The organism is Clostridia bacterium (assembly GCA_024653205.1).
Lineage (GTDB): Bacteria > Bacillota > DSM-521 > Neomoorellales > SLTJ01 > JANLFO01.
On the sequence record JANLFO010000006.1, the window covers coordinates 21,572 to 44,119 of the forward strand.

The window sequence follows — 22,548 nt, forward strand, 5'->3', positions numbered from 1 at the left end:
GCAATCAGGGATTATCGAGGCACGCGGGTGGTGGACAGTTAATGGAGGAACGCCGCAAGGTGATGGTGGCCATGAGCGGCGGAGTAGACAGCGCGGTAGCCGCCGCTTTGCTGAAGGAACAGGGGTTCGAGGTGGTGGGGGCAACCATGGAAATCTGGCCGGTGGATGCACCCCTGCCTCCCGGGGAAACCGGTTGCTGCTCCCTGGCTGCGGTCGAGGACGCTCGGAGCGTGGCCCGGGTGTTGGGGATCCCCCATTACGTGCTGAACCTCCGCTCGGTGTTTGAGCAAGAGGTGATCGATTACTTTGTCCGCGAGTACCTGGCCGGCCGCACCCCCAATCCCTGTATTGCCTGCAACCGAAAAGTAAAGTTTCAGGCCCTCCTGAGCAAGGCGCGGGCCCTGGGCCTGGATTACGTAGCTACGGGCCACTACGCCCGCCGGGAGTACGACCCGGACCGCGGTCGCTACTTGTTACGGCGGGCCAGGGACAAGCGCAAGGACCAGACCTACGTCCTCTACACCTTTACCCAGGAGCAGCTGGCCCATACCCTGCTTCCGCTGGGCGAGCTTACCAAGGAAGAAGTTCGCACTAAAGCCAGGGCCTTAGGCTTGCGGGTGGCGGACAAACCGGAAAGCCAGGAAATCTGTTTCGTCACCGTAGGAGACTACCGCCAGTTCATCCGCGCCCGGGCTCCCGAGGCGCTGAAGCCGGGACCGATAGTAGACTGCCGAGGAAAAGTGGTGGGCCAACATCGGGGTCTGGCCAACTATACCATTGGCCAGCGGAGGGGCCTGGGCCTGGCCCTGGGCTACCCGGCCTACGTTCTCGAGTTGGACCGGGAGCGCAACGCCCTGATAGTGGGGCCGGCCGAGCTGGCCTACCGCCGGGCGCTTACCGCCAGCGACAACAACTTTATCCCCTTTGATCTCCCCCCGCCGGCGCTGGAAATCGAGGCTAAGGTGCGCCATATGGCTCCCCCGGCCCGAGCCCGGTTAGAGTCCCACGGGGGAGCAACCAGGGTGGAGTTTGCCGAGCCCCAGTGGGCTATTACTCCCGGTCAGGCCGTAGTCTATTATCAAGAGGACTTGGTAGTGGGCGGCGGCACCATCGAACGGGTCCTGTAAAGGATGCTTTGGCAGGGCAGAACGGGTGGTCTGGGCGATTACCCCGCTCACTCTCGGCCCGGTTACTTTACCCTCTTCACGGTCACGCCCTGGAGTTCTGCCAGGGCTTGGCGCGGGCCCTGGGCGAAGGACCCAAGCACAAGAAGGTGGGCCTGTTCATTAGTGTTTTGCATAGGTTTACTTTTCCGGCCGGCCGTGCTACAATGAACGTGCAACCGCTGGGGGAGCCCTTGCGGGCTGAGAAAGTGCCTTGGCACTGACCCCTGGAACCTGACCTGGGTAATGCCAGCGTAGGGAAAGCGGTAAATCGCAGCCGCTCTCTACCGGAGCGGCCTAATTCGTTTTTGGGGAGGATAATCTCATGCCTATTTTCGAGGCGGTAAGCGAAAAGGATGTCACCCGGGCCATTGTAGGCGGTTACCTGCAGCAGTTCCAGGAGTACGCGGAAAGCGACGTTATTATCGTGGGAGCGGGACCGAGCGGCCTGATGGCCGGTCGGGAATTGGCCCGCCAAGGCTGCAAGGTGCTGCTGGTGGAGCGTAACAATTACCTGGGCGGTGGCTTCTGGATCGGCGGCTACCTCATGAACAAGGTCACCCTGCGGGCCCCGGCCCACCGCCTGCTCGACGAGCTGGGAGTGCCCTACCAGGAGGCGGTGCGCGGTCTTTACGTCGCCGACGGGCCGCATGCCTGTTCCAAGCTTATCGCCGCCGCCTGCGATGCCGGGGTGAAGGTGGCCAACATGACCCTGTTTGACGACCTGGTGGTGCGGGAGAACGGCCGCATCGGCGGGGTGGTGATCAACTGGACGCCCATCAGTGCCCTGCCGCGGGAAATCACCTGCGTGGACCCGGTGGCCCTGGAGGCCAGGGTGGTCATAGACGCCACGGGCCACGACGCCGTGGTGGTGAAAAAGGCGGAGGAGCGGGGCATGATCAAGACCGTGGGCTTCGGCGCCATGTGGGTGGACCGCTCCGAGGACCTAATAGTGGAACACACGGGCGAGGTGCTCCCCGGCTTGGTGGTTTCGGGCATGGCGGTTTCCACCACCTTCGGTCTTCCCCGCATGGGCCCCACCTTCGGCGCCATGCTGCTTTCCGGGCAGAAAGCCGCCCGGGTGGTGCAGGAGGTTCTGGCCCGGAAGAGTTGAGCTGCGATGCGCATCCTGCTTTACGCCGAACCGCGGGTAGAGAACCTTAGAGAAGAAGAGCTGGCCGCCTACCTGGCCGCCCTCTGTCCCTGGGCGAAAGTAGAGTTGCGGCCGGAATTCGTCCGTTACTGGCTGGAAAGGCTGCCGAAGACAGACAGGGAGGCGCGACTGGAAGATCTGGCCTCGGCCTGGGCCGAGGCCAGGTTGGGTCCTTCCGGCCGCCGGCGCCAACCGCCCCTGCCTCCGGAAACAGCCTACGAGCGGCGCCGCCTTACCGATCCGGCCGGCCGGGCGATGGGGATTCTTTACGAGGGTTTGAGGGTCATGGCCGTCCTTCGGGCGCTGATCGCGCCCGAGGAGCGTACCCGGAAGCACCTACACCTGGTACTGACCAATCAGCTGCTGGCCACCCCGGATCCCGGCGGCCGGTATCACTGCCGGGTAGTGCTTTTCGGTTACCCCTGCATTGTTTCCACTTCCGGAGCCGTAGAGGGCCCGGCCAAGCCGCGGGCGTATTATCTGGCCAGGCAGCAAGGTTACTTGCTGGGTTTGGCCGGCGCGGAATTGGCCGCCTACGCGGCTCTGGATCCTCAGAGTTACCTCGACTACGACGATCCCCGCCTCACGGAAGTCCTAAAAGGGTTTCTGGCCCAGGCCGTGGCCTACCGCCTGCGGGGCGATCCCTTCTGCTCTGACCTTTATTGCCGGCTGTTTAACCCCCACTGGCAGGAGGAAATGCTCCGCTCCCAGCTTCCAGGCCCTTACGAGTTTTGCCCGACCTGCCGCAAGCTCTTCCTTTCCGGCCCGGGAGACGAAAACGGCCCCGGGTGAGATCATCCTTTCCCGGGGCCGCCTCGCATCTCAGATGGCCACTACCTGCGTTACCTCCGGAACCTCCCGCCTGAGGGTGCGCTCGATACCTTGCTTCAGGGTCAGGGTAGCCATGGGACACCCGCCGCAGGCACCGGTGAGACGAACGGTAACCACTCCGTTGTCGTTGACGCCGACCAGTTCCACGTCGCCGCCGTCGGCCTGGAGCGAGGGCCGGATTTTCGCCAACGCGGCTTCCACTTTCTCCTTCATCAGGCTTCTCCACCACCTTTCCAGAGCCTTGCTCCTATTGTACCACAAACCGTCTTTGGGGGAGAAAAAATTGGGGCCGCGGAAGGAGTTGGGGCCTGCCCGGACAAAAAGAATCTAGGCGCGAGGCCTTCGTTCCGACTAACCGAATAGGAGGCGGTGGTTAATGGGGGTGCTAGGAGTAGGCATCGTCGGCGGCGGCCACGGGGGTCGAGCAATACTGCAGGCCCTGCAGGGCATGGCCGATGTGCGCGTGGTAGGGATTGCGGACATCAACCCGGAGGCGCCGGGATTGATTCTGGCACGACAGATGGGCCTGGCGGTGTTCGAGGATTTTCATTCTCTTTTGGCCCAGCCCGGCCTGGAAGTAGTCTTTGAGGTTACCGGCCGGGAACAAGTGCTTTCTCTGGTGAAACAGGACTGCCCGCCGGATGTGACCCTGGTAGACGCTCGGGCGGCCTGGCTCATGAGCACCCTGGTGGAGGCGCGGGAGAGAATGCTGGTGGAGCTGGAGGGCCGGGCGCGAGAGCTGGCAAATACCGCCCAGTCTTTGTCCCAGGCGGTAGAGCAGTTGGTAGCCGCCACCGAGGAGATGGCCGCCGGAGCGGAGAGCCTGGCCCGGCAGAGCGAACAGCTCAACGAGACCGCCAACCAGGCACGCAACCACCTTAAGGAGACAGACAAGATCCTGAACTTCATCCGTATGGTGGCCGAACAAACCAAGCTTCTGGGGTTGAACGCGGCCATCGAGGCGGCGCGGGCGGGAGAGCACGGCCGAGGCTTTACCGTGGTGGCCCAAGAAGTGCGTAAGCTGGCGGAAAATAGCACCGCTTCGGCCGATCAGATCGGCAGCATCCTGCAGAATATAGAGGGGTCGGTGGTAGGCATTCTCCGGGCCGCAGAAGAGATGTCCCAGGTGATCCAGAGGCAGGCCGCGGTAACCCGCCAGGTAGCCGCCAACACCCAGCAGCTAGGCGGCACCGCCGAGGGGCTTTCCCGCCTGGCGGAGCATCTGGCAAGCTTAAGCTAATCCCGGTATAGAGCTGCGCCCAGGTACACCGGGCCCTGGTATTGAGGTCGGGGAGTATCGGTCACCTCCAGCCGGATCAGGGCGGAAAGGTACCAAGGCCCGGAAGGAGGACGGTCGGGTAGGAAGGCCCGGGCCTGAGGATACTCTTCGGCCACGAAGGAGGTGTTTTCCAACTCATAGCGGTGGAAGGCGGGGAGCAGGTCCGTGGGGGTGAGCCCCATGTCCAGCAGGGCCCGGAGCCAGCCGTGCCACTTCACGAGATCGGTTTCCAGCCTGGTGAGGCCGAAGTACACGGCCGCGCCCGGGCCGGTCAAGGCCTCGGCGCAGCGGGAGAGGAACAGGAGAAACCCCTGACGGGTTTCCACCGGGTCGGTTAGCACGGCGTCGAAGCGCCGGCAGTAATTCTCCGGCAAGGGTTCCTGGACGTCGTACGTCTCGGCGCGGAAGTTGGCCCACCCGCGGCTCCGGGCGGTGCGGTTCAGGAATTCCACCAGGCGGGAGTCGATCTCCAGCACGCGGATTTCTCCGGCCAGCCCGGTGAGTCCGGCGGCCAGGCTGGTGAGATCGTCATCCCCCAGGAAAAGCAGGCTCCGACCTTCCAGGTCTGCCCTTCGATACATGAACAGCACCCGGGCCAGGGCGTCACGGGCGCCGATGTAGCCCTGGTCAAAGTTCAGGGACGGCGCCGGCCGGGAGGCGGCGAGCGCCTCCCATTCGGGCAAGACCCGTGCGAACAGGCCGCGGGGCACCATGCCTTTTCCCTCACAGGCGGGGCATTCCCATTCCTGGCGGGGGAGCAGGCCGGAGGCCTGCCGGCGGCCTTCCGGGCTCAAGGCGAGGGCCCCGTCGGTTGTGTATTCGAGCAGCCCCTGACGGGCCATCTCCTCCAAGGTGCCGGCAAAAGCGGCCAGATCCCCGTCCTGGAGGCTGACCAACTGCCAGAAGGTCGCGGGGCCGTGCAGCAAGGCGCGGAGGATTTGCCGACGCAGGCGCTCCAAGGTTACCCCCTCCCTCCCACCTTCACTGTTTATAACAGAGGCGGGTTTGCACTGTCAAGAAAGCAAGACACTGAGTTATCCCCGGTTTTCCGGCGGCAGTCCTGGTTTCGCCGAGTGCCTAAAGCGTGCCGGGTACCGAACTTCGGTGAGAGCGAGGGCGGAGGCGGGCCGAAGGCCACGGACGGCCCGAAGCCGAGCCGTATTACATGCCGGTGCTTTTCGCGGGTGGCCCTTGCGGAAAGAGGGCAACGGGGTCTTGCAAAGGGGTGGTAAGTGGTGCGTTGCAGGATAGAAGGCGGTCAGCCTTTACAGGGGGTAGTGCGGGTCAGCGGAAGCAAGAACGCCGCCCTGGCGATTATTGCCGCTGCCTGCCTGGCACCGGGGATGACCCGTCTGGAGAACGTACCGGCCATCCGGGACGTGGAAGTCATGATAGCCATATTACAGGCCCTGGGCGTGGAAGCCCAATGGGTAGGAGCCGGATGCCTTTCTCTGCGTGTGCCCTCGGGGCTGGGCACCGAGGTTCCTCTGCCCGAGGCCAAGCAGATACGGGCTTCAAGCCTTTTCCTGGGAGCGCTGGCGGCCGCCCGGGGCCAGGCCGAGGTGCCCTTCCCCGGAGGTTGTAACCTCGGCCCGCGCCCGCTGGACCTTCACCTTAAGGGGCTGGCCGCCTTGGGGGTAAGGCTAGAGGTAGAGCACGGGGTCATACGGGCCACGGCTTCGGAAATGACCGGGGCGCGGATTTATCTCGACTTTCCCAGCGTGGGGGCCACGGAAAACCTGATGATGGCCGCCTGCCAGGCGCGGGGGGCCACGGTGATCGAGAATGCGGCCAAGGAGCCGGAAATAGTTGATCTGGCCAATTTCCTGAACTCCATGGGAGCAAGGATCCGCGGGGCGGGCACCGACGTGATTCGGGTGGAGGGCCCTACGGAGTGGCGGCCGAGTTCCTATGCGGTTATTCCGGACCGGATCGAGGCCGGCACCTTCCTTATCCTGGGGGCAATGGGCGGCGGCCCCTTACGGGTAGAGAACGTCATCCCCACTCACCTGCAGTCGGTGGTGGCCAAGCTACGGGAAGCCGGAGCCACGGTGGAAGAGAAAGAAGGGGGACTGGAGGTGGCCCGGCAGGGACCGCTGAGCGCCGTGAACGTGAAGACCATGCCCTATCCGGGCTTTCCTACCGACCTGCAGCCGCCTATGCTGGTGCTCCTCTCCCAGGCCGAAGGAACCAGTGTGGTGGTGGAGACGGTTTTCGACACCCGCTTTCAGGTGGTGCAGGAACTACAGCGTATGGGGGCCAATATACGTGTGGAGGGGTCCACGGCGGTGGTGGTGGGCAGAAGTCTCCTGCAGGGCGCGGAAGTGCATGTGCCCGACCTGCGGGCCGGCGCGGCCCTCACCCTGGCCGGGCTTCTGGCCCGGGGAGTGACAACCCTCACAGGAGCCTCTTGTCTGGAAAGAGGCTACGAACAGTGGTGGTCCAAGTTGGCCGGCATCGGTGCCCGTTTGGAGCTGCTTACCTCCTGAAAGGGTACATGCCCTTGGCTCGCGCGGGGAAAGCTAGGGATCGGAGGCGTAACCCACCATGGATAATTTCCGATCGGCTTTCCCCCGCCGCCGGACGGCGCTCTTAAGTTACCTGGTCATTGCGCTGGTGGCCGCCGTGGCCGGCGCGGTATTTGCCTTGGCTCTAACCCCTTACCTTGGTCCGGCGCTGCTGGGACGGGCACCGACCGGAGAAAATTCTCCTTCTACCCGGGATGACACATCCGGATACGAACCGGTGGCTCTTCCCAATTCGGCCCTGCAGTCTCCGGCGGTGACCATAGCCGAGCGGGTGGGGCCCACGGTGGTAGGGGTCACCAATCTTAAGGGGTACGACCTATATCGCCGGCCGGTAGTGGTCAGCGGTTCGGGCACGGTAATAGACGGGCAGAAGGGCTACATCGTCACCAATTACCACGTAGTGGAAGGCTTCCGCGGCCTATTGATAACCGTGGACGGCGGGCGCGAATACGAGGCCCGCCTGGTGGGAGGGGATCCGCAGACCGATTTGGCCGTACTCCAAGCTCGGGCGCCCGGGCTGCGGAGCGCGACCTTGGGCGATTCCGGCCGCCTTCGGGTGGGAGAAATGGTGGCGGCGGTGGGTAATCCTCTGGGGAGACAGTTTGCCCGTTCGGTCACCGTAGGGGTGGTGAGCGCCTTGGATCGCGATATTTCCGTGGAGAGCCGGCCCGGGGAGGAAATCACCCTGCGCGTGATCCAGACCGACGCCGCCATCAATCCGGGCAATAGCGGCGGCCCCTTGGTGAATGCCCGCGGAGAGGTGATCGGGATCACCAGCGTGAAGATCGCCGCGCCGGCGGTAGAGGGAATGGGCTTCGCCATACCCATCAACGACGCGCGGCCGGTGATCGGGCGGCTCATCCGCGACGGCAAGGTGCGGCGGGTCTCCCTGGGCCTGAGCTGCACCGCGGTTAGCTCCGGAGTGGCCAAGTGGTACGACCTGGAACGGGGCCTAATGATAAAGGGAGTGCTGCCGGAGGGGCCGGCGGACCGGGCGGGCTTAAGACCCGGAGACGTAATTGTAAGCGTAGAGGGCCGGCCGGTGTGGCGACCGGGGGACCTGGAGGAGGTACTGGCTGCTAAAGAGGCCGGGCAACGAATTCGGGTGCGGGTGGCAAGAGGCGGGCGACAGGAGGAGGTCACGCTGGAGGTAAGTGAAGTAGAAACCGGGGCAGGGGGAGCAACGCGGCAGGGCCGACCGGGGATCTACTAGCTATGGGGAAACCAGGAGACAAGGAACTTTGCCCATCGAGGAGGCCGTAAAGGGGGAGGTACTTGCTGGCCAAGCTAACGGACCGGGCTCATACGGACAAGTTATTGACACCCGCAGCCCTGGCAGCCGATTTCGGTGCCGGCTCTCCGGTGGCGCAAGAGGCGTTAAAGAGTCTTTATCGGGCGCTGGTCAGCAGTTCTTCTCCCGCGGTTAAGAGGAGCTTCGAGCAATGGGTTAAGCAGTTCGGCGCCGCCGGCGCTTTTCCGGAGAGGTTAAAAGGCACGGCCCTCGCTCGGCTCGGCCGTAGGCTAGGCCTAGAGGAAGGGCCTGAGCACCCTTCGGCGTTTCTCTTTGCCCTTCACACTTACTTTGCCGCCTTGGCCGAGTTTCTGGCCGTGCAGGCGGCCACTTGCTTTGCCTTCCCTCACCTGGGCCGGGAACCAGTGGAGGCGGCGGGTTGCTCGCCCCAAGCCCTACTGGCCTATCTTCGGAAAAACCTCGTCGAGGGCGGAGTCTTCCGCGCCTTCCGCCTCAAGGTTTTTCCGGACGGCCACCCTTTCCATTGGTACCTGGAGGTATGGGATGAGGCGCTCGCCTCTGCCCTGGGCCGGATGCTGGACAGGTTGGCCGGCTACTCCTTGGTTTCCCCGGAGACGGCATCGCAAGGCCCTCGGGACTTCCTCAAGAGGCTTTATCAGCAACTCGTGCCCTCTGCCATCCGCCATGGCCTGGGCGAGTACTATACTCCGGACTGGCTGGCCTGCCGTCTTCTGGAGCGCCTGGAGGAAGGCAGCGCCTCCGGCCTCACGGACAAACGATTTCTTGACCCATGCTGCGGTTCCGGTACGTTTCTGGTACTGCTGATTTGCCGTCTACGGGAGCAGGCGCTAAAAAGTAACCTTTCCCCGGGTGAACTCCTGCAAACCATCCTTCGGAACGTGGTGGGCTTGGACCTCAACCCCCTGGCGGTGATCTCCGCCCGCGCCAACTACCTTTTGGCCGTGGCCGACCTTCTGCCCTGCCGCCGGGAAGAGGTGGAGATCCCCGTCTATCGGGTAGACGCTATACTCCCCCCTACTCGGCCAAATTCCTCGGGAAGCAAGCGAGCCGCTACTTCCTCGTTGCCTTGGTTGGCGGAGGGCCGGTTCGATTACGTGGTAGGCAACCCTCCCTGGGTAAACTGGGAGAGCCTGCCCGAAGACTATCGGGCGGCTACCCGGCCCCTGTGGGAGTACTACGGCCTCTTTCCCCACGGCGGTATGGACGCCATCCTGGGGAAAGGCAAAAAGGATCTCTCCATGCTCCTCACCTACGTGGCCCTGGACCGCTACCTTAAGCCCGGGGGAAAGCTGGGCTTTATCATTACCCAGTCGGCCTTTAAGACCTCCGGGGCCGGACAGGGCTTTCGCCGCCTCACCCTGCCGGACGGAACCCCGGTAAGGGTGCAGGCGGTAGAGGATCTCACCGAGCTCCGCCCTTTTGAGGGTGCGAATAACCGTACTTGCCTGATGCTCCTGGAGAAAGGCCGGCCTAACCGTTACCCCGTGCCCTACTACTACTGGCAGAAGGTTGGCCCGGCAGAACCGGCGGAGGAGTTGACTCTGGAGGAGGTATTAGGCTGGGTCCGGGTGCACCGGCTCGAGGCCGAGCCGGTAGCCGCGGAGGACCCCACTTCGGCCTGGATCACCGGGAGCCGGGGCGCGGTGCGGGCCTTGCGCAAGATCCTGGGGCCCTCGGCCTACCGGGCCCACGAAGGCCTTAATACCGGTGGGGCCAACGGGGTCTACTGGGTGGAGGTGGTGGCCCCCGGACCGGACGGGCTGGTGAGGATAACCAACGTTACCCGCGGGGCCAAACGTCGGGTGGAGAGGATCACCACCGTCGTGGAGGGTGAACTGCTCTGTCCCCTCCTGCGGGCCGCGGAGGTGGAGCGTTGGCGGGCCGCACCTTCGGCCTATGTCCTGGTAGTCCAAGACCCGGTGCGGCGCCGGGGTCTTCCCGAGGAGGAGATGCTCCGCCGCTACCCTCGCGCCTATGCCTACCTTAAGCGCTTTGAGGCGGTGCTGCGGCGGCGGGCGGCCTTCTGGCGTTACTTTACCCGCAAGGAAGGAGATAGGGTAGTGGAAACCGGGCCGTTCTACTCCCTGTTCGACGTGGGGACCTACACCTTCGCCCCCTATAAAGTAGTCTGGCCGAGAATCGCCTCGGAAATCCGGGCGGCGGTGGTTGCCCCCGAGGAAAGTAAGCCCGTGATTCCCCAGGAAACGGTAACCTTTGTATCCACCGAGGACCTCGAGGAGGCCCACTACCTTTGCGCCCTCCTTAACTCCTCGCTTTTCAACCTTGCCGCTCGGGCCCATTCCCAAAGAGGAGGGAAAAGCTTCGGCTCCGGACATCTCTTGACCCACATCCGGGTGCCGAAGTTCGACCGGGCGTCCGCGGTGCACCGGGGCCTGGCGGAGCTTTCCCGGCGGGCCCATGTCCTAAGGGCGCGGGGCGACTCCCGGGGGCTGGCCGGGGTGGAGGCGGAGATCGACCGGCTTACGGAGGAGCTTTGGGGCTTGAACCCGGCCGAGTTGGAGGAAATCCGGGCCGGAAGCAATGCCAGCCGGCAATAGGAAGCCCCTCGCCTCCCTGCCCATCGGGCCATGGGGGCCGAATTAACCCCGGCTCCGCCGGTGGTCTTGGCTCAACGGGATGGCGAAAGTATCACCCGGGCGTCAGGTTGCCGTTGAAACTCACGAATCGAAGGGACAACCAAACGTGTCGGTAAAGCCCGGTAGGGATCAGCCGGAGTTAGGGGGGAGAACGGGATGCCGTCGGTGCGGCGCGATCAAAGAGTGGCCATGCGCTTTATCTTCTTGATGGGTCTGGTCAGCCTGTTGGCGGACATGACCTACGAGGGCGGCCACAGCATTACCGGGCCTTTTCTCTCCATACTCGGTGCCGGCCCGGCCGCCATCGGCTTGGTGAGCGGGCTGGGGGAGTTTGTGGGCTACGCCTTGCGTCTCCTGTCGGGGTACCTGGCCGACCGGACCCGGCAGTACTGGCCGATGACCATTCTGGGCTACGGACTTAACCTGGTGGCCGTGCCGCTGCTGGGCCTGGTCGGCCGCTGGGAGGTGGCCGCCGGTTTGGTGGTGGCGGAGCGGCTCGGCAAAGCCCTGCGCACCCCGGCGCGGGACGTCATGCTTTCTTACGCCACGCGCCGGGTCGGTACCGGCTGGGGCTTCGGCTTGCACGAACTCATGGATCAAATTGGGGCGGTGACCGGCCCCCTGCTGGTCGCTTCCGTGCTCTACTTTCGGGCTGCCGCCTACCGGGCGGCCTTCCTGACCCTGTTGGCTCCGGCCGGGGCGGCCCTGGCGGTTCTGCTCCTTTCCCGGGCCCTATATCCCGACCCGCGGGGGCTGGAACCCGAAGCCGCGACAGACGGCGATAACAGGGCGGAAAGAAGAGTGCCGACGGTCCTGTGGTTCTATCTGCTCTTCACGGGCTTTAGCATTGCCGGTTACGCCCATTTTCAGTTGGTCTCCTATCACTTTAAGGTTCAGGCCGTGGTACCGGAGGCGCAAATACCCCTGCTTTTCGCCCTGGCCATGGGAGTGGATGCCCTGGTGGCCCTGCCCGTCGGTCGCCTGTTTGACCGAAGGGGCCTTGCCACTCTGGTCTTGCTGCCGCTCTTCACCCTGCCCGTTCCCTTCCTGGTTTTCTCCTCCTCCTACGCGCTGGTTCTGCCGGGCGTGGTTCTTTGGGGCGCGGCTATGGGGGTTCAGGAAACCGTGATGCGGGCCGCTCTCGCAGAAATCGTACCTCCCGAGCGGCGGGGCCTGGCCTACGGCCTGTTCAACGCCGTTTACGGCCTGTCCTGGTTCCTCGGCAGTACCGCCCTGGGAGTCGCCTACGGTCTGGGTGCGCCCTACGTGATGCTCCTGGCCGGAGCCCTAGAAGTGCTTTCCCTGCCCTTTCTTTATCTACTTAGCTCGTCCCTGCGTCGGGAGTAGTGAGCAGGGCTGCCTGGGACTGCCCAGGGCAAAGTGCCCAAGCAGCATGGCGATAACTCGAGGGCAGTTCGCCCCTGGCGGATCCCCAGGTTGCCCTCGCGGCGGTCCTGGTTCCACCGAGCACTTAAAGGCTTGCCGGGTACCGAACTCGCGGAGGGCGAGGGTGGAGGACTGGCGCCTGGGTCTCTGGCTGGCCGAGGCCGAGCTGGCGCCACGGATGGGTTCCGACTGGGTGCCTGCGCGGTAAGCCTTCCCGCGCCGTAGTTCGGTCGACGGGCGACCGGTACGAGGGGAAGCCACCCAGGGCTGCCGGCAGGGCAAACTGGGGATTCGCCGGGTGCGGCCGGGGTTGACAGGACCTGGCCCTGGCAGATAGAATGGGAAACGACGAGTAGTACATGTCTATATAGTTATAAAGCCATAGATCTTTGCGAAGCTCCTTATTCGTCCCGAGGGCGAATTTGTGGGGTCAAGGAGGAGGCGCCAAGCGTGGAGATTAAGGTATTGGGACCGGGCTGCAAGAACTGTCAGGCGGTGGAGGCCAGGGTGAAGGAAGTGCTGGCCGAACTGGGAATCAGCGCCGAGGTGCACAAAGTCACCGATCTGCGGGAGATCATGGAGTACGACATATTGACGACGCCCGGGCTGGTGATCAACGGCAAGGTCAAGGTCTTCGGCCGGGTGCCCAGCCACGACGAGATTCGGGAGTGGATAGCCGCCGAGCAGCAGTAACGAGGCAAGAAGGGTAGGCGCTGGATTTGCTTTGCAAGGGAGAGCGGCACCTCGGGGCACGTGGGCAAGGAAGATAGGCTACAGAGCTCCCTGGGCGAGGAGGCGGATTTGTCGTGGCAAAAGTAAAGATCGTCTACTGCCGGGTTTGAGGCTACGCCGAACACGCCGCCAGGATGGCGGCAGCCATTGAGTCCACCCTGGGTCTAGAAGTGCAACTGGTGGAAGGTAAGGGCGGCATCTTCGAAGTATGGTGGGAGGACACCCAGATTTACAGTAACGCCGGCCGGTGCGGCCTGCTCCCGGAGGCGGAGGAACTGCTGGAGAGCCTGGAAGCCCACCTAGATACCTGCGGGCGGGCGGCTTCGGCAGGGGAGGCGGGTCCGTCGCCGGGCGGCCAGGGGGCGGAGCCCTGCTGCCAAGGGAGCTTGAGCGCCCTGGCGGCCGGCGGGTGTTGCGGCCCTACCGCCACCGGAGGTTGCGACGCGGTCGCCACCCGGGAGGCAGGCCCCAGGCGTCTGCGGGTGGAGTTCCTTTACCTGGACCGGGAGCAATGCTCGCGCTGCCGCGAAACGGAGCGGGTGCTGGAGGAGGCCCTGGGCGAGGTGGGGCCAGTCCTGCGCACCACGGGGATAGAGTTGGAGGTGCACAAGGTCCATGTTCAGACCGAGGAGCAAGCCCGGCGGCTGGGGCTGGTCAGTTCCCCCTCCATCCGGGTGAACGGCCGCGACCTCGTGGGGGAGTTGCGGGAGAGCCGGTGCGATTGCTGTAGCGACCTCTGCGGCGACGAGGTAGATTGCCGGGTCTGGATTTACCAAGGAAAGGAGTACGATGTTCCGCCTAAAGCCCTGTTGGTGGAGGCCCTGCTGCGGGCGGTCTACGGCGGCGAACCGGCCGGACCGCCTCCGGCGCCGGGGAAACTCCCGGATAACCTGCGCCGTTTCTTCCGCGGCCGTCGGGCAAGCGGTCAGGCGAGCGGCGGGGCTTGCGGCTGCGAATAAGGGGGGTGGGTATGGGTGGGCGAAGCGACGATTGCCAGGCTTTCCCTCTTAGACCGTTTGCTGACTCTGTGGATCTTCTTGGCCATGGTGTTAGGCGTGGGGCTGGGTTACGTTTTCCCGGGGCTGGCCGATTTCCTGGACCGGCTGTCCATAGGCACCACCTCCATTCCCATCGCCATCGGCCTCATCGTTATGATGTATCCCCCCCTGGCCAAGGTGAACTACCGCGAGCTGGGCAAAGTCTTCCGTAACCGCAAGGTGCTGGCCCTTTCCCTGGTGCAGAACTGGATCATCGGCCCCATTCTCATGTTCATCCTGGCGATAGTCTTTTTGCATAACTATCCCGAGTACATGGTAGGGCTCATCCTCATCGGGCTGGCGCGCTGCATCGCCATGGTAATCGTCTGGAACAGTCTGGCGCGCGGAAATACCGAGTACGCCGCCGCCCTGGTGGCCTTCAATTCCATCTTTCAGGTGATCTTTTACTCTATCTACGCCTACATCTTCATTACCGTCCTGCCTACCTGGATCGGCCTGGCCGGCATGGAGGTGCACGTAACCATAGCTGAGGTGGCCACCAGCGTGTTGATCTACCTGGGCATTCCCTTTGCCGCGGGGCTTTTGACCCGGCTGTTCCTGGAGCCGGCCAAGGGGAGGGAGTGGTATGAGAAGCGCTTCGTGCCCAAGATCAGCCCCCTGGCCCTCATCGCCCTGCTCTTTACCATCGTGGTAATGTTTTCCCTCAAGGGCGAGTACATCGTGAAGCTTCCCCTGGACGTGGGGCGGGTGGCCCTGCCGCTTCTCGTCTACTTTGTGGTCATGTTCCTGGCGTCTTTCTTCCTTAGCCTGCGCCTGGGCGTGAACTATGCCCAGACCGCGAGCCTCTCTTTCACCGCCGCCAGCAACAACTTCGAGCTGGCCATTGCCGTGGCGGTGGCGGTCTTCGGCATCGAATCCGGGCAGGCCTTTGCGGCGGTGATCGGGCCGCTGATCGAGGTGCCGGTGATGATCAGCCTGGTTAACGTGGCCCTGGCCTTTTCTCGAAGGTATTACACTCCGGAGGGGCTGCCCAAGCTGCGGCCGGTGGCGGCAAGGTCAAGCTGAAGCGGGGGGGCAGAGGGCCCGAACCGGGCCTTCGGGCAGCTCGGGCATGTCTTCCGTGGAATTCTCGGTGGGCACGCCCTCTAGCCTGGGAGCCCGACTCGGGCCTCGGGTGCCAAAGTATTAAATAGTTGACGATGGGCGGAAGCTTGTACGCTAATTCTTTTTGGGAGAGAGGGGCCCATGCCGATTAATGAGCGTACCTTGCAGTTACAGGCCGATCTTCTGAAGGCGCTGGCCCATCCCACGCGCCTGCGCATCCTGGAGTACCTGCGCGACGGTGAGCGCTGCGTCTGCGAGATTACCGAGCAGCTTGAACTGGAGCAGGCCAACGTTTCGCAGCACCTGGCAGTGCTCAAGCGCCAGGACTTGGTGAGCTCGCGCAAAGACGGCCTGCGCGTGCTTTACCGCATCAACTACCCGGAAATCTACGAGCTTCTGCAGACTGCCAAGCGTATACTTCACCTGCAGGCCAAGGCGACGGTTGCCATTCTGGAAGAAATAGATTAAGTAGATAAGATTAAGGTCGGACAGGGCTCTAGTTCTGCCGTAGAAGGCTCAACACTAGGCAGGTAGAGGTCATAGTCATAGGGCGGGAGGTTGACGAAAGAGGAAGCTATCGTAGGGCGCGGTATATAAGTAGATACGAATATAGCAGTCTTGCTAAAGGGCGTTTCTAGGTAGAGGCACACCTGGTATAGGCGAACACGGCACTACCAGATGAGACGCACATTCTTGTCACTTCCTAAGGAGGCCTGGGAAAATGGCGATAGTATTGGAAATGCTTAGGAGTGGCGTTGCGGAGCTGGGCGAGTACCTTTCTGCCCACGTTCTGGGCTGTTTGGTTCCCGCCTTCTTCATTGCCGGGGGGATCGCCGCTCTGGTGAGTACCGGCGCGGTGCTGAAGTACTTCGGACCTACTGCCAAGAAGTACGTCTCCTACGGGGTAGCCTCGGTTTCGGGAACAGTGTTGGCGGTGTGTTCCTGCACCATTCTGCCCCTTTTCGGCGGGATCTATCGGAAAGGAGCCGGTCTGGGTCCGGCCATTACCTTTCTTTATTCCGGGCCGGCCATCAATCTTCTGGCCATCGTGCTTACCGCCCGGGCCATAGGCCTTTCCATGGGCGTGGCCCGGGGAGCCGGGGCCATCGCGCTTTCTATAATCATCGGCCTGGCCATGGCCGCCGCCTTCCGGCGGGAGGAACTGGCCAAGGTGGCCAAGCAATCGGTCTTCGGCGTGGAGGCGGTGAGCAAGAGCCCCTGGCTCTATCTCTCCTTCTTCGGGGTGTTGGTGGCCATCCTGCTGGTAGGTACTTCCAAGGCTCCGGGGTGGGGGAAGGTGGCGGTGGTGATCGCCCTGGCCAATACCCTGGCATTGATTGCCTCGCAGTGGCTCGCGCCGGAGGAGGTCAAGACCTGGTTCGGGGAAACCGCCAAGCTGGCCCGGCAGATCTTTCCGGTGCTCCTTGTCGGGGTGTTTGTGGCCGGCATGATCAAGGCGGTGCTGCCGCCGGAGTGCGTGGTGGCCTACGTGGGCGGCAATACTTTGTCCGCCAACCTGCTGGCCGCGGTGGCAGGGGCGCTAATGTACTTCTCCACCCTGACCGAGGTGCCGATCATCAAGGCCCTTACCGACCTGGGCATGGCCAAGGGGCCGGCCCTGGCCCTGTTGCTTTCCGGGCCGGCGGTAAGCCTGCCCAACATGTTGGTGGTGGGGCGGATCATGGGGGCCAGGAAGACCGTACTCTACGTGGCTCTGGTAGTGGGGCTCTCCACCCTGCTGGGCCTGTGCTACGGCGCCATTGCCGGTTAGTGCCTGCGCCACCTATGTCTAAGCTAACGGAAGGGAGGCGAGCCGGTCGCAGCTACACCTCGGTTCGGGTGGGCTGGTCAGCGGGGAGGATGTAGGTGTTCAGGCGTAATGTAGGTTCTAGGGCGTAAGTTCATAGGGCTGAGAAAGGGGGCAGACGGTGCGGAAACTGGCTCAAAAGATGCGAAGTATTCTCGGGCTGGGCACGCAACCGGTGGCGGTCAACTTCTACCGGGCCCAGGAGGCGCTGACGCAGGAGCGCACGCCCGAGAAGCTCAGGTACTGCCAGGCGCTTATGAAGGCGCGGGAAGGAGAGAGGGTGATACTCACACTGGACAACCTCTCCTGCCCGGCGGCGTTCGGCTTCCGGCCCTTGCCGGAAAAGATCGCCTCCTGAGAAATGCTGGTGGCCTGGAGCAGCGGGAAAGCGCCACTTCCTCGGTCGCGGCTTTTGCCAGCAGCCCTTCCACCTCGGCGGCCCCGGCCTCATCCTGGAAGTAGGCGAGTACCGCGTAGCTATCGAGCACGTAATTCTTCACGGGCCGTCTCCTCCCGGCGCGCTTCCCTTAAGCCTTCTACCAGGGGACAGCCCTTCAGAGCCCCCCGGAAGGCCTTAACAGGATCATTGAGTATAACCTGCGTTGGGGGAGACCACAAGCAGGCCCACTGCTAAATAAATGTTTAGCCCTGTCCAGCATCCGGGGCGAACTGGATCGGCTGGTAAGCATGGCGATTGCTCGGAGGGTGGCAGGTAGCCTACCCGATCTGGTATAAAGGGAAGGTAGGGTAAAGTCGGGCCGGGTCGCCGGTGAGGCTGCGGGCCCGGGGGATCCGCGGGCCTATAGGGGCCGAGAGGCAGGGCAGGAGGGACCAAAGCATGCGCCGCATAGGCGTCGGAGTACTGGAGCTTATCGGTCGTACCCCGCTGGTACGTCTGAACCGGCTGGCCCCGCCGGGAGTTACGGTTTGCGGTAAGCTGGAGGCAGTCAATCCCGGAGGCAGCATCAAGGACCGCATCGCCCTGGCCATGATTGAGGCCGCCGAACGCGAGGGGCGGCTTGGACCGGGAACGGTGATCATCGAGCCCACCAGCGGTAACACGGGCATCGGCCTGGCCCTGGTGGCGGCAGTAAAGGGCTACCGCCTCATACTTACCATGCCCGAGAACATGAGCCTGGAGAGGCGCAGCTTGCTCAAGGCCTTCGGCGCCGAGTTGGTTTTGACCCCGGCGGCAAAAGGCATGAAAGGAGCCATAGACAGAGCCGAAGAGCTGGCCCGGGCATTTCCCCGCAGCTTCATTCCCAACCAATTCGCCAATCCCGCCAATCCGGACATTCACCGGCGCACCACCGCCGAAGAGATCTGGCAGGACACCGAGGGCCAGGTGGACATTCTGGTGGCCGGGGTGGGTACAGGGGGGACGTTGACCGGAGTGGGCGAGGTGCTAAAAGCCCGGCGGCCCACGGTGCGGGTGGTGGCCGTAGAGCCCGCCGAGTCCGCGGTGCTTTCGGGCGGCCGGCCCGGCGTACACGGAATTCAGGGGATTGGGGCGGGCTTCGTACCGCCGGTATTGAACCGGGAGATAATCGACGAGGTTCTTCCGGTCGGCGAGGATGAGGCGCGGGAAACCACCAGGCGTTTGGCCCGGGAGGAAGGGCTTTTGGTAGGCCTATCCTCCGGGGCGGCGGTGCGCGCGGCCCTGGCGGTGGCCTCCCGGCCGGAGAACCGGGGAAAGGTGGTAGTAGTCATCCTGCCGGATACCGGAGAGCGCTACCTTTCTGCCGGAGTGTTTTAGGGGCCGGCCAGGCGTTCACAAATTTGTGATATAATTAGGCCGGTCCGGACAGACCCGGGATAGGAAGGGTGGGAGCCGGGTGAAAGATATCAGACAGGGGTGGGCCCGGCGTTCGGCGCTGAGGAGGACGCTTGGCGCCCTCGCGCTGAGCCTGACCTTCTTTCTTCTGGGCCCTCTTGTCCAGGCACCGGCGGGCGCCGCAGTCCGGGCAGGGAGGCCGGAGTTTCTCAATAACCGGGCGGCGGACGTTACCGGGGTGCGGCCGCTTCGCCTGGCCGAGGTGGCTGCTCCTAACGGCCTCACCGGCCGGGGCCAAATCCTGGGCTTGGCGGATAGCGGCCTGGACGGGGGTAGCCTCTCCGATCTTCACCCCGACCTGGTAGCCTCCGGCAGCCAGAAGTCCAAGGTGGTAAAGCTACAATCCCTGGCGGGCAGAGCCGTGCCGGACGATCCTAACGGTCACGGCACCCACATGGCCGGCACCATGGCGGGTACGGGAACGGCTTCGCAGGGCCAATTTCGGGGTCTGGCACCGGAGGCCGGTCTTTACTTCCAGGCGCTCCTGAACACCGAAGGCGAGCTTAGCCCTCCGTCCGACCTTAAAGAACTCTTCGGCCCCGCCTACCAGGCCGGAGTCAGGGTTCACGTCAACGGCTGGGGCGGGGGGCTAAACGAGTATCGGGAAGCCACAGCCCAAATCGATGCCTTTATCCGCTCTCAGCCCGATTTTCTGCCCGTGTTCGGCGCCGGCAACGCCGGACCCGCCTTGGGTACGCTCACCAATGAGGCCAACGCCAAGAACGCCCTGATCGTAGGGGCCAGCGCCAATCCCCGGCCGGCCTTAGACCCGCAGGCGCTTGACCCCCTGCGACCGGTATCCTTTTCCAGCCGGGGGCCTACCGAAGACGGGCGCCTCAAACCGGATCTGCTGGCTCCCGGCCAAGCCATCGTTTCTACCCGTTCGCGGTTAATCGAAAGCAACTTTCCGGCTAACGAAGCCTACGCGGTGATGGGCGGCACCAGCATGGCGGCAGCGGTGGCGGGAGCCAGCCTGGGTCTGCTGCGGGAGTATCTCGAGGAGGCCCAGGGGTTGGCAGACCCTTCTGCCGCCTTGCTTAAAGCCTTGCTCATCAACGGCGCCCGGGTTACGGCCGAGGGGCCCGGTCGGGAGGGGTTCGGCGTTTTGGATCTGGCCGGAACGGTCCTAAGTCTTAAAGAGAAGACCTTTCGGTTTCTGGAGGAAAAGACCGGTCTGGCCCGAGGCGAGAGCACTACCTACAGCTACCGGGTACAGGGCTACGGTCCCCTGAAAGTCACCCTGGCCTGGACCGATCCTCCGGGAGAGCCCGGTCGGGTTCCGGCCCTGGTGAACGACCTGGACCTGGTGGTAGAGGCGCCGGACGGTCAGGTCTACTTCGGCAATCACTTTCTGCACCCGGGAGAAGCGGACCGGCTTAACAACGTGGAACAGGTATATTTGCCCCGCCCCCAGCGGGGTGAATACCGCATCACCGTACGGGCAGCTCGGCTTGAGGAGAACGCGGTGCCCGGGGCGGGCGAGATCCGGCAGGATTTCGCCCTGGTATGGGGACAGGCTCCTTTGAGGAGCATCCTCTCTTCCTGGGAGGCAGGGGAGATGCTGGTGCTGGCAGATGGGGAGGTGCTGCCTTGGCCCCGTCGGGGCGTGGTGGTTAAGGACGAGCAGGTGCTGCCTCTGGTCGCGGAACAACTGTTGCCGGGAGCCGACCTCTACTGGGTGGGGGGCACGGTCTACGTTTTCGCCCGTACCTGGGAGGTAGGTGCGGTTCAGGTTTCGGCCGGCCCCGGTGGCACGGTGCTGATGGAGGCCGACCCTCGCTTTCGGGATGGGGGTTACTTGCCGCACCCCCAAGCCACCGAGCCGCCGCTGGTTAACGGCAGGCCTACCCAGGACCTGAGCGAGCTTCCGGTGGGCGTACGGGTGCGCGCCAGCCTCAACCCTTCTTCCCAGCGGCTCTGGCAGATCAGGATCTCCTGGCGGGAAGAGGAGGGGTATCTGGCTCGGGTGGATCCGGAGGGAGGGAAGCTCTGGCTGCTGGGCCGGGAGGCAGCCTACTCCCTGCCCCCGGCCACGCCGGTAGGTTTCGTGGACCGGCTGGTAGACGCCTCGGCCGGAGACGCGCCCTTCGCCGTTCCCCGGGCCGCCGGCCGGGAAGACCTGACCTCGGGCCAGTTCGTCCGCCTCATGCTGGCGGACGACGGGCGCGAGGTCCTGTACCTTTCCGTGCAGCGGGACCTGGCCGTGGGCCGGTTGCGCGAAGTGCAGGCGCAAACCGGCCTGATCGTCCTGGAATCGGGCAAGACCTATACCTACTTTCCGGGCAGCCCGGTCTACAAGGACGGCCAGGAGGCAAAGTTGGAGGACCTGAGGCCGGGCGATCACGTCACCGCCGTGCTGCTTCCCGACGAAGGCAGGGTGATCAGTCTGTCCGCCTACAGTCGGGTGCTCTACGGCCGGGTGCTGTACGCCTCGGTCAGGCCCCCCACCGTTTACCTGGTGGACACGCTCAACCGGTTTCGCGCCCTGCCCCTGGACCGGGCCGGGATTTTTCGCTGGGGCCAGAGGGTAGATGCAGCGGCGCTCCTGCCCGGCACCTGGGTGCGTCTGGTGCTTTCTCCCGACACAGGAGAAGTGGCCCGGGTGGATGTGGCCGAAACCGTAGAGGAACGCTACGGCTACTTTGCCGGTTACGACTCCCGGGAGGGGCTGATCCGTCTGGCCGACGGCAGCCATTACCGTCTGAGTCCCTCGGCGCTCGTCAGCCGTGAGGGGTACTACCTGGGCCCCGAAGATCTGGTAGCAGGACAGAGGGTAAAGGTCTGGGTGGTGGCGGCACCTTCGCCCTGGGAGCGGGTGGTTGCCGGACTGCAGGTAGAAGACGGGGCAGGCAGCAAGCCCTTCCTGCAGGTGCGGTCAACTTCCCAGGAAGGCGGCTTCATCCTGAGCGGTACCACCACCGCCGACCGTCTATATCTGTATCGGGCGGACGGGACGAGACAGCAGATTCCCGTGAGTGCAGGGGGTTACTTCGCCTCCTTTTTCGGCCTGGAGGCGCCGGAAGAGACGGTACAGGTGGTGGGGCTGGATCTTGCGGACGGCGGCTGGGGCCAGCAGAAGCTGGCGGTCCGGCCGGGCTTTGCGGGATTTAAGGACCTTCGGGGACACTGGGCGGAGGCCGAGGTTCTGGCTCTGGCCCGGGCGGGCCTGGTGGGCGGCTACCCGGACGGGACCTTCCGGCCCGATCAAAGCATCACCAGAACCGAGGTGGCGGCGCTGGTAGCGCGCCTCTGCCACCTGAAGGTGGTGCCCGGGCAGAGCCCCGACTTCCGGGATGTGCCTGCCATTCCCGCCTGGGCCCGGCCCGCGGTGGCCGCCGCCCGGGAAAGGGGCCTGGTGGGCGGCTATCCGGACGGGACCTTCCGGGGCGGCGAGCCCGTAACCCGGGCGGAGTTGGCCTGCCTGCTTTTGCGGGTTGCGGATCGAGAGGGGCTATCGCCCCCGGCGGCGCCGGTAGTGCTTGCCGACGCCGACCGGGTGCCCGCCTGGGCCAGGGAAGCGGTGGGACGGGCGGCCGCCGCCGGACTGCTCGGCGGGCGGGAAGGCGGGGTTTTTGCTCCCCGGGCGCCTGCCACCCGGGCCGAGGTGGCAGCGGCCCTGAACCGGTGCCGTCTGGTAGTCACGGCCGGTGACCCGGCGGGCGTACCGGTTCGGCCCGGTACTTGAGAGCCTGCCGGAGATGCAATCTGCGTGCCCAAGCCGGCGATGCCTGCGACGGAGAAACTTGCAGAGTCACCCCTCATGCCGGGTGTACGACCCGGTTCAGCCTGCCAGAGAGCTTCTCATTTCTCCAGGCGGCAATTGACATGCCGGTGGGCGGCCGGATACCATTGGTTTCGGTTAC

General features: G+C 64.2%; 17 protein-coding genes, 3 pseudogenes and 1 riboswitch. Of the genes and pseudogenes, 17 read left to right on the forward strand and 3 right to left on the reverse strand.

The genetic code is table 11. The features are described from left to right. The first annotated feature begins 41 nt into the window (after positions 1 to 41). The 3 genes from mnmA to NUV99_04460 all read left to right on the forward strand — a co-directional run bounded on the left by mnmA (position 42) and on the right by NUV99_04460 (position 3,108). Entirely contained in the window at positions 42 to 1,127 is a 1,086-nt protein-coding gene (gene mnmA, locus NUV99_04450) for a tRNA 2-thiouridine(34) synthase MnmA (protein MCR4419372.1), read from the forward strand. Positions 1,128 to 1,337: 210 nt separating this feature from the next. After that, positions 1,338 to 1,442, forward strand: a riboswitch (TPP riboswitch). A 46-nt stretch (positions 1,443 to 1,488) separates the two neighbouring features. Next, a complete protein-coding gene (locus NUV99_04455; GenBank protein ID MCR4419373.1) occupies positions 1,489 to 2,277 on the forward strand; it encodes a sulfide-dependent adenosine diphosphate thiazole synthase in 789 nt (262 codons plus the stop codon). 6 nt (positions 2,278 to 2,283) lie between these two features. Next, a complete protein-coding gene (locus tag NUV99_04460) occupies positions 2,284 to 3,108 on the forward strand; it encodes a hypothetical protein (protein MCR4419374.1) in 825 nt (274 codons plus the stop codon). A 30-nt stretch (positions 3,109 to 3,138) separates the two neighbouring features. Here the strand turns inward: NUV99_04460 and NUV99_04465 are convergent, their stop codons facing one another. Next, positions 3,139 to 3,360: a NifU family protein gene (locus NUV99_04465; protein MCR4419375.1), complete on the reverse strand. Its 222-nt coding sequence runs from the start codon at positions 3,358 to 3,360 to the stop codon at positions 3,139 to 3,141. A gap of 604 nt (positions 3,361 to 3,964) precedes the next feature. On the opposite strand from NUV99_04465, the pseudogene NUV99_04470 reads away from it, so the two are divergent. Beyond that, positions 3,965 to 4,387: pseudogene (locus NUV99_04470) on the forward strand (methyl-accepting chemotaxis protein). Here NUV99_04470 and NUV99_04475 read toward each other — a convergent pair. Continuing rightward, a complete protein-coding gene (locus NUV99_04475; protein ID MCR4419376.1) occupies positions 4,384 to 5,385 on the reverse strand; it encodes a bis-aminopropyl spermidine synthase family protein in 1,002 nt (333 codons plus the stop codon). The pseudogene NUV99_04470 and the gene NUV99_04475 overlap by 4 nt on opposite strands. Before the next feature lie 273 nt (positions 5,386 to 5,658). Here NUV99_04475 and murA point away from each other — a divergent pair, with 273 nt between their 5' ends. The 12 genes and pseudogenes from murA (at position 5,659) to NUV99_04535 (ending at position 21,857) form a co-directional block, all read left to right on the forward strand. Further along, entirely contained in the window at positions 5,659 to 6,915 is a 1,257-nt protein-coding gene (murA, locus tag NUV99_04480; protein MCR4419377.1) for a UDP-N-acetylglucosamine 1-carboxyvinyltransferase, read from the forward strand. A gap of 58 nt (positions 6,916 to 6,973) precedes the next feature. Then, the gene (locus NUV99_04485) at positions 6,974 to 8,167 is read left to right on the forward strand and encodes a trypsin-like peptidase domain-containing protein (GenBank protein ID MCR4419378.1); all 1,194 of its coding nucleotides are present in this window, start codon (positions 6,974 to 6,976) and stop codon (positions 8,165 to 8,167) included. Positions 8,168 to 8,229: 62 nt separating this feature from the next. Then, positions 8,230 to 10,785, forward strand: coding sequence for an SAM-dependent methyltransferase (locus NUV99_04490; GenBank protein ID MCR4419379.1), 2,556 nt, complete (start codon positions 8,230 to 8,232; stop codon positions 10,783 to 10,785). Between the two features lie 195 nt (positions 10,786 to 10,980). After that, positions 10,981 to 12,171 carry an MFS transporter gene (locus NUV99_04495; GenBank protein ID MCR4419380.1) on the forward strand — a complete coding sequence of 397 codons (1,191 nt, stop codon included), beginning with the start codon at positions 10,981 to 10,983 and terminating at the stop codon, positions 12,169 to 12,171. Between the two features lie 489 nt (positions 12,172 to 12,660). After that, positions 12,661 to 12,903 (forward strand): thioredoxin family protein, encoded by a 243-nt coding sequence (locus NUV99_04500; GenBank protein ID MCR4419381.1) that lies wholly within the window; start codon positions 12,661 to 12,663, stop codon positions 12,901 to 12,903. A 173-nt stretch (positions 12,904 to 13,076) separates the two neighbouring features. Next, on the forward strand, positions 13,077 to 13,901 hold the full coding sequence (locus NUV99_04505) for a DUF2703 domain-containing protein (GenBank protein ID MCR4419382.1): 825 nt from the start codon (positions 13,077 to 13,079) through the stop codon (positions 13,899 to 13,901). A gap of 30 nt (positions 13,902 to 13,931) precedes the next feature. After that, positions 13,932 to 15,005 (forward strand): ACR3 family arsenite efflux transporter, encoded by a 1,074-nt coding sequence (arsB, locus tag NUV99_04510; protein MCR4419383.1) that lies wholly within the window; start codon positions 13,932 to 13,934, stop codon positions 15,003 to 15,005. Positions 15,006 to 15,191: 186 nt separating this feature from the next. Then, complete coding sequence (locus tag NUV99_04515) at positions 15,192 to 15,512, forward strand: metalloregulator ArsR/SmtB family transcription factor (GenBank protein ID MCR4419384.1); 321 nt, start codon at positions 15,192 to 15,194, stop codon at positions 15,510 to 15,512. Positions 15,513 to 15,765: 253 nt separating this feature from the next. Beyond that, the gene (locus NUV99_04520) at positions 15,766 to 16,815 is read left to right on the forward strand and encodes a permease (GenBank protein ID MCR4419385.1); all 1,050 of its coding nucleotides are present in this window, start codon (positions 15,766 to 15,768) and stop codon (positions 16,813 to 16,815) included. Between the two features lie 157 nt (positions 16,816 to 16,972). Continuing rightward, on the forward strand, positions 16,973 to 17,209 hold the full coding sequence (locus tag NUV99_04525) for a DUF169 domain-containing protein (protein MCR4419386.1): 237 nt from the start codon (positions 16,973 to 16,975) through the stop codon (positions 17,207 to 17,209). A gap of 480 nt (positions 17,210 to 17,689) precedes the next feature. After that, entirely contained in the window at positions 17,690 to 18,607 is a 918-nt protein-coding gene (cysK, locus tag NUV99_04530; protein MCR4419387.1) for a cysteine synthase A, read from the forward strand. Between the two features lie 280 nt (positions 18,608 to 18,887). Continuing rightward, positions 18,888 to 21,857, forward strand: a pseudogene (locus NUV99_04535) (S8 family serine peptidase). On the opposite strand, the pseudogene NUV99_04540 reads toward NUV99_04535, so the two are convergent. After that, positions 21,799 to 21,963: pseudogene (locus NUV99_04540) on the reverse strand (response regulator). The pseudogenes NUV99_04535 and NUV99_04540 overlap by 59 nt on opposite strands. A gap of 17 nt (positions 21,964 to 21,980) precedes the next feature. Here NUV99_04540 and NUV99_04545 point away from each other — a divergent pair. After that, entirely contained in the window at positions 21,981 to 22,370 is a 390-nt protein-coding gene (locus tag NUV99_04545) for an S-layer homology domain-containing protein (GenBank protein MCR4419388.1), read from the forward strand. The last annotated feature ends 178 nt before the right edge of the window (positions 22,371 to 22,548 follow it).

Bases quoted from the DNA above. Each gene is read 5' to 3' on its own strand.
- NUV99_04455 (MCR4419373.1), top strand. From the start codon at position 1,489: ATGCCTATTTTCGAGGCGGTAAGCGAAAAGGATGTCACCCGGGCCATT.
- NUV99_04465 (MCR4419375.1), bottom strand. From the start codon at position 3,360: ATGAAGGAGAAAGTGGAAGCCGCGTTGGCGAAAATCCGGCCCTCGCTC.
- mnmA (MCR4419372.1), top strand. From the start codon at position 42: ATGGAGGAACGCCGCAAGGTGATGGTGGCCATGAGCGGCGGAGTAGAC.
- cysK (MCR4419387.1), top strand. From the start codon at position 17,690: ATGCGCCGCATAGGCGTCGGAGTACTGGAGCTTATCGGTCGTACCCCG.
- NUV99_04460 (MCR4419374.1), top strand. From the start codon at position 2,284: ATGCGCATCCTGCTTTACGCCGAACCGCGGGTAGAGAACCTTAGAGAA.
- NUV99_04485 (MCR4419378.1), top strand. From the start codon at position 6,974: ATGGATAATTTCCGATCGGCTTTCCCCCGCCGCCGGACGGCGCTCTTA.
- NUV99_04505 (MCR4419382.1), top strand. From the start codon at position 13,077: ATGGCGGCAGCCATTGAGTCCACCCTGGGTCTAGAAGTGCAACTGGTG.
- NUV99_04495 (MCR4419380.1), top strand. From the start codon at position 10,981: ATGCCGTCGGTGCGGCGCGATCAAAGAGTGGCCATGCGCTTTATCTTC.
- NUV99_04520 (MCR4419385.1), top strand. From the start codon at position 15,766: ATGGCGATAGTATTGGAAATGCTTAGGAGTGGCGTTGCGGAGCTGGGC.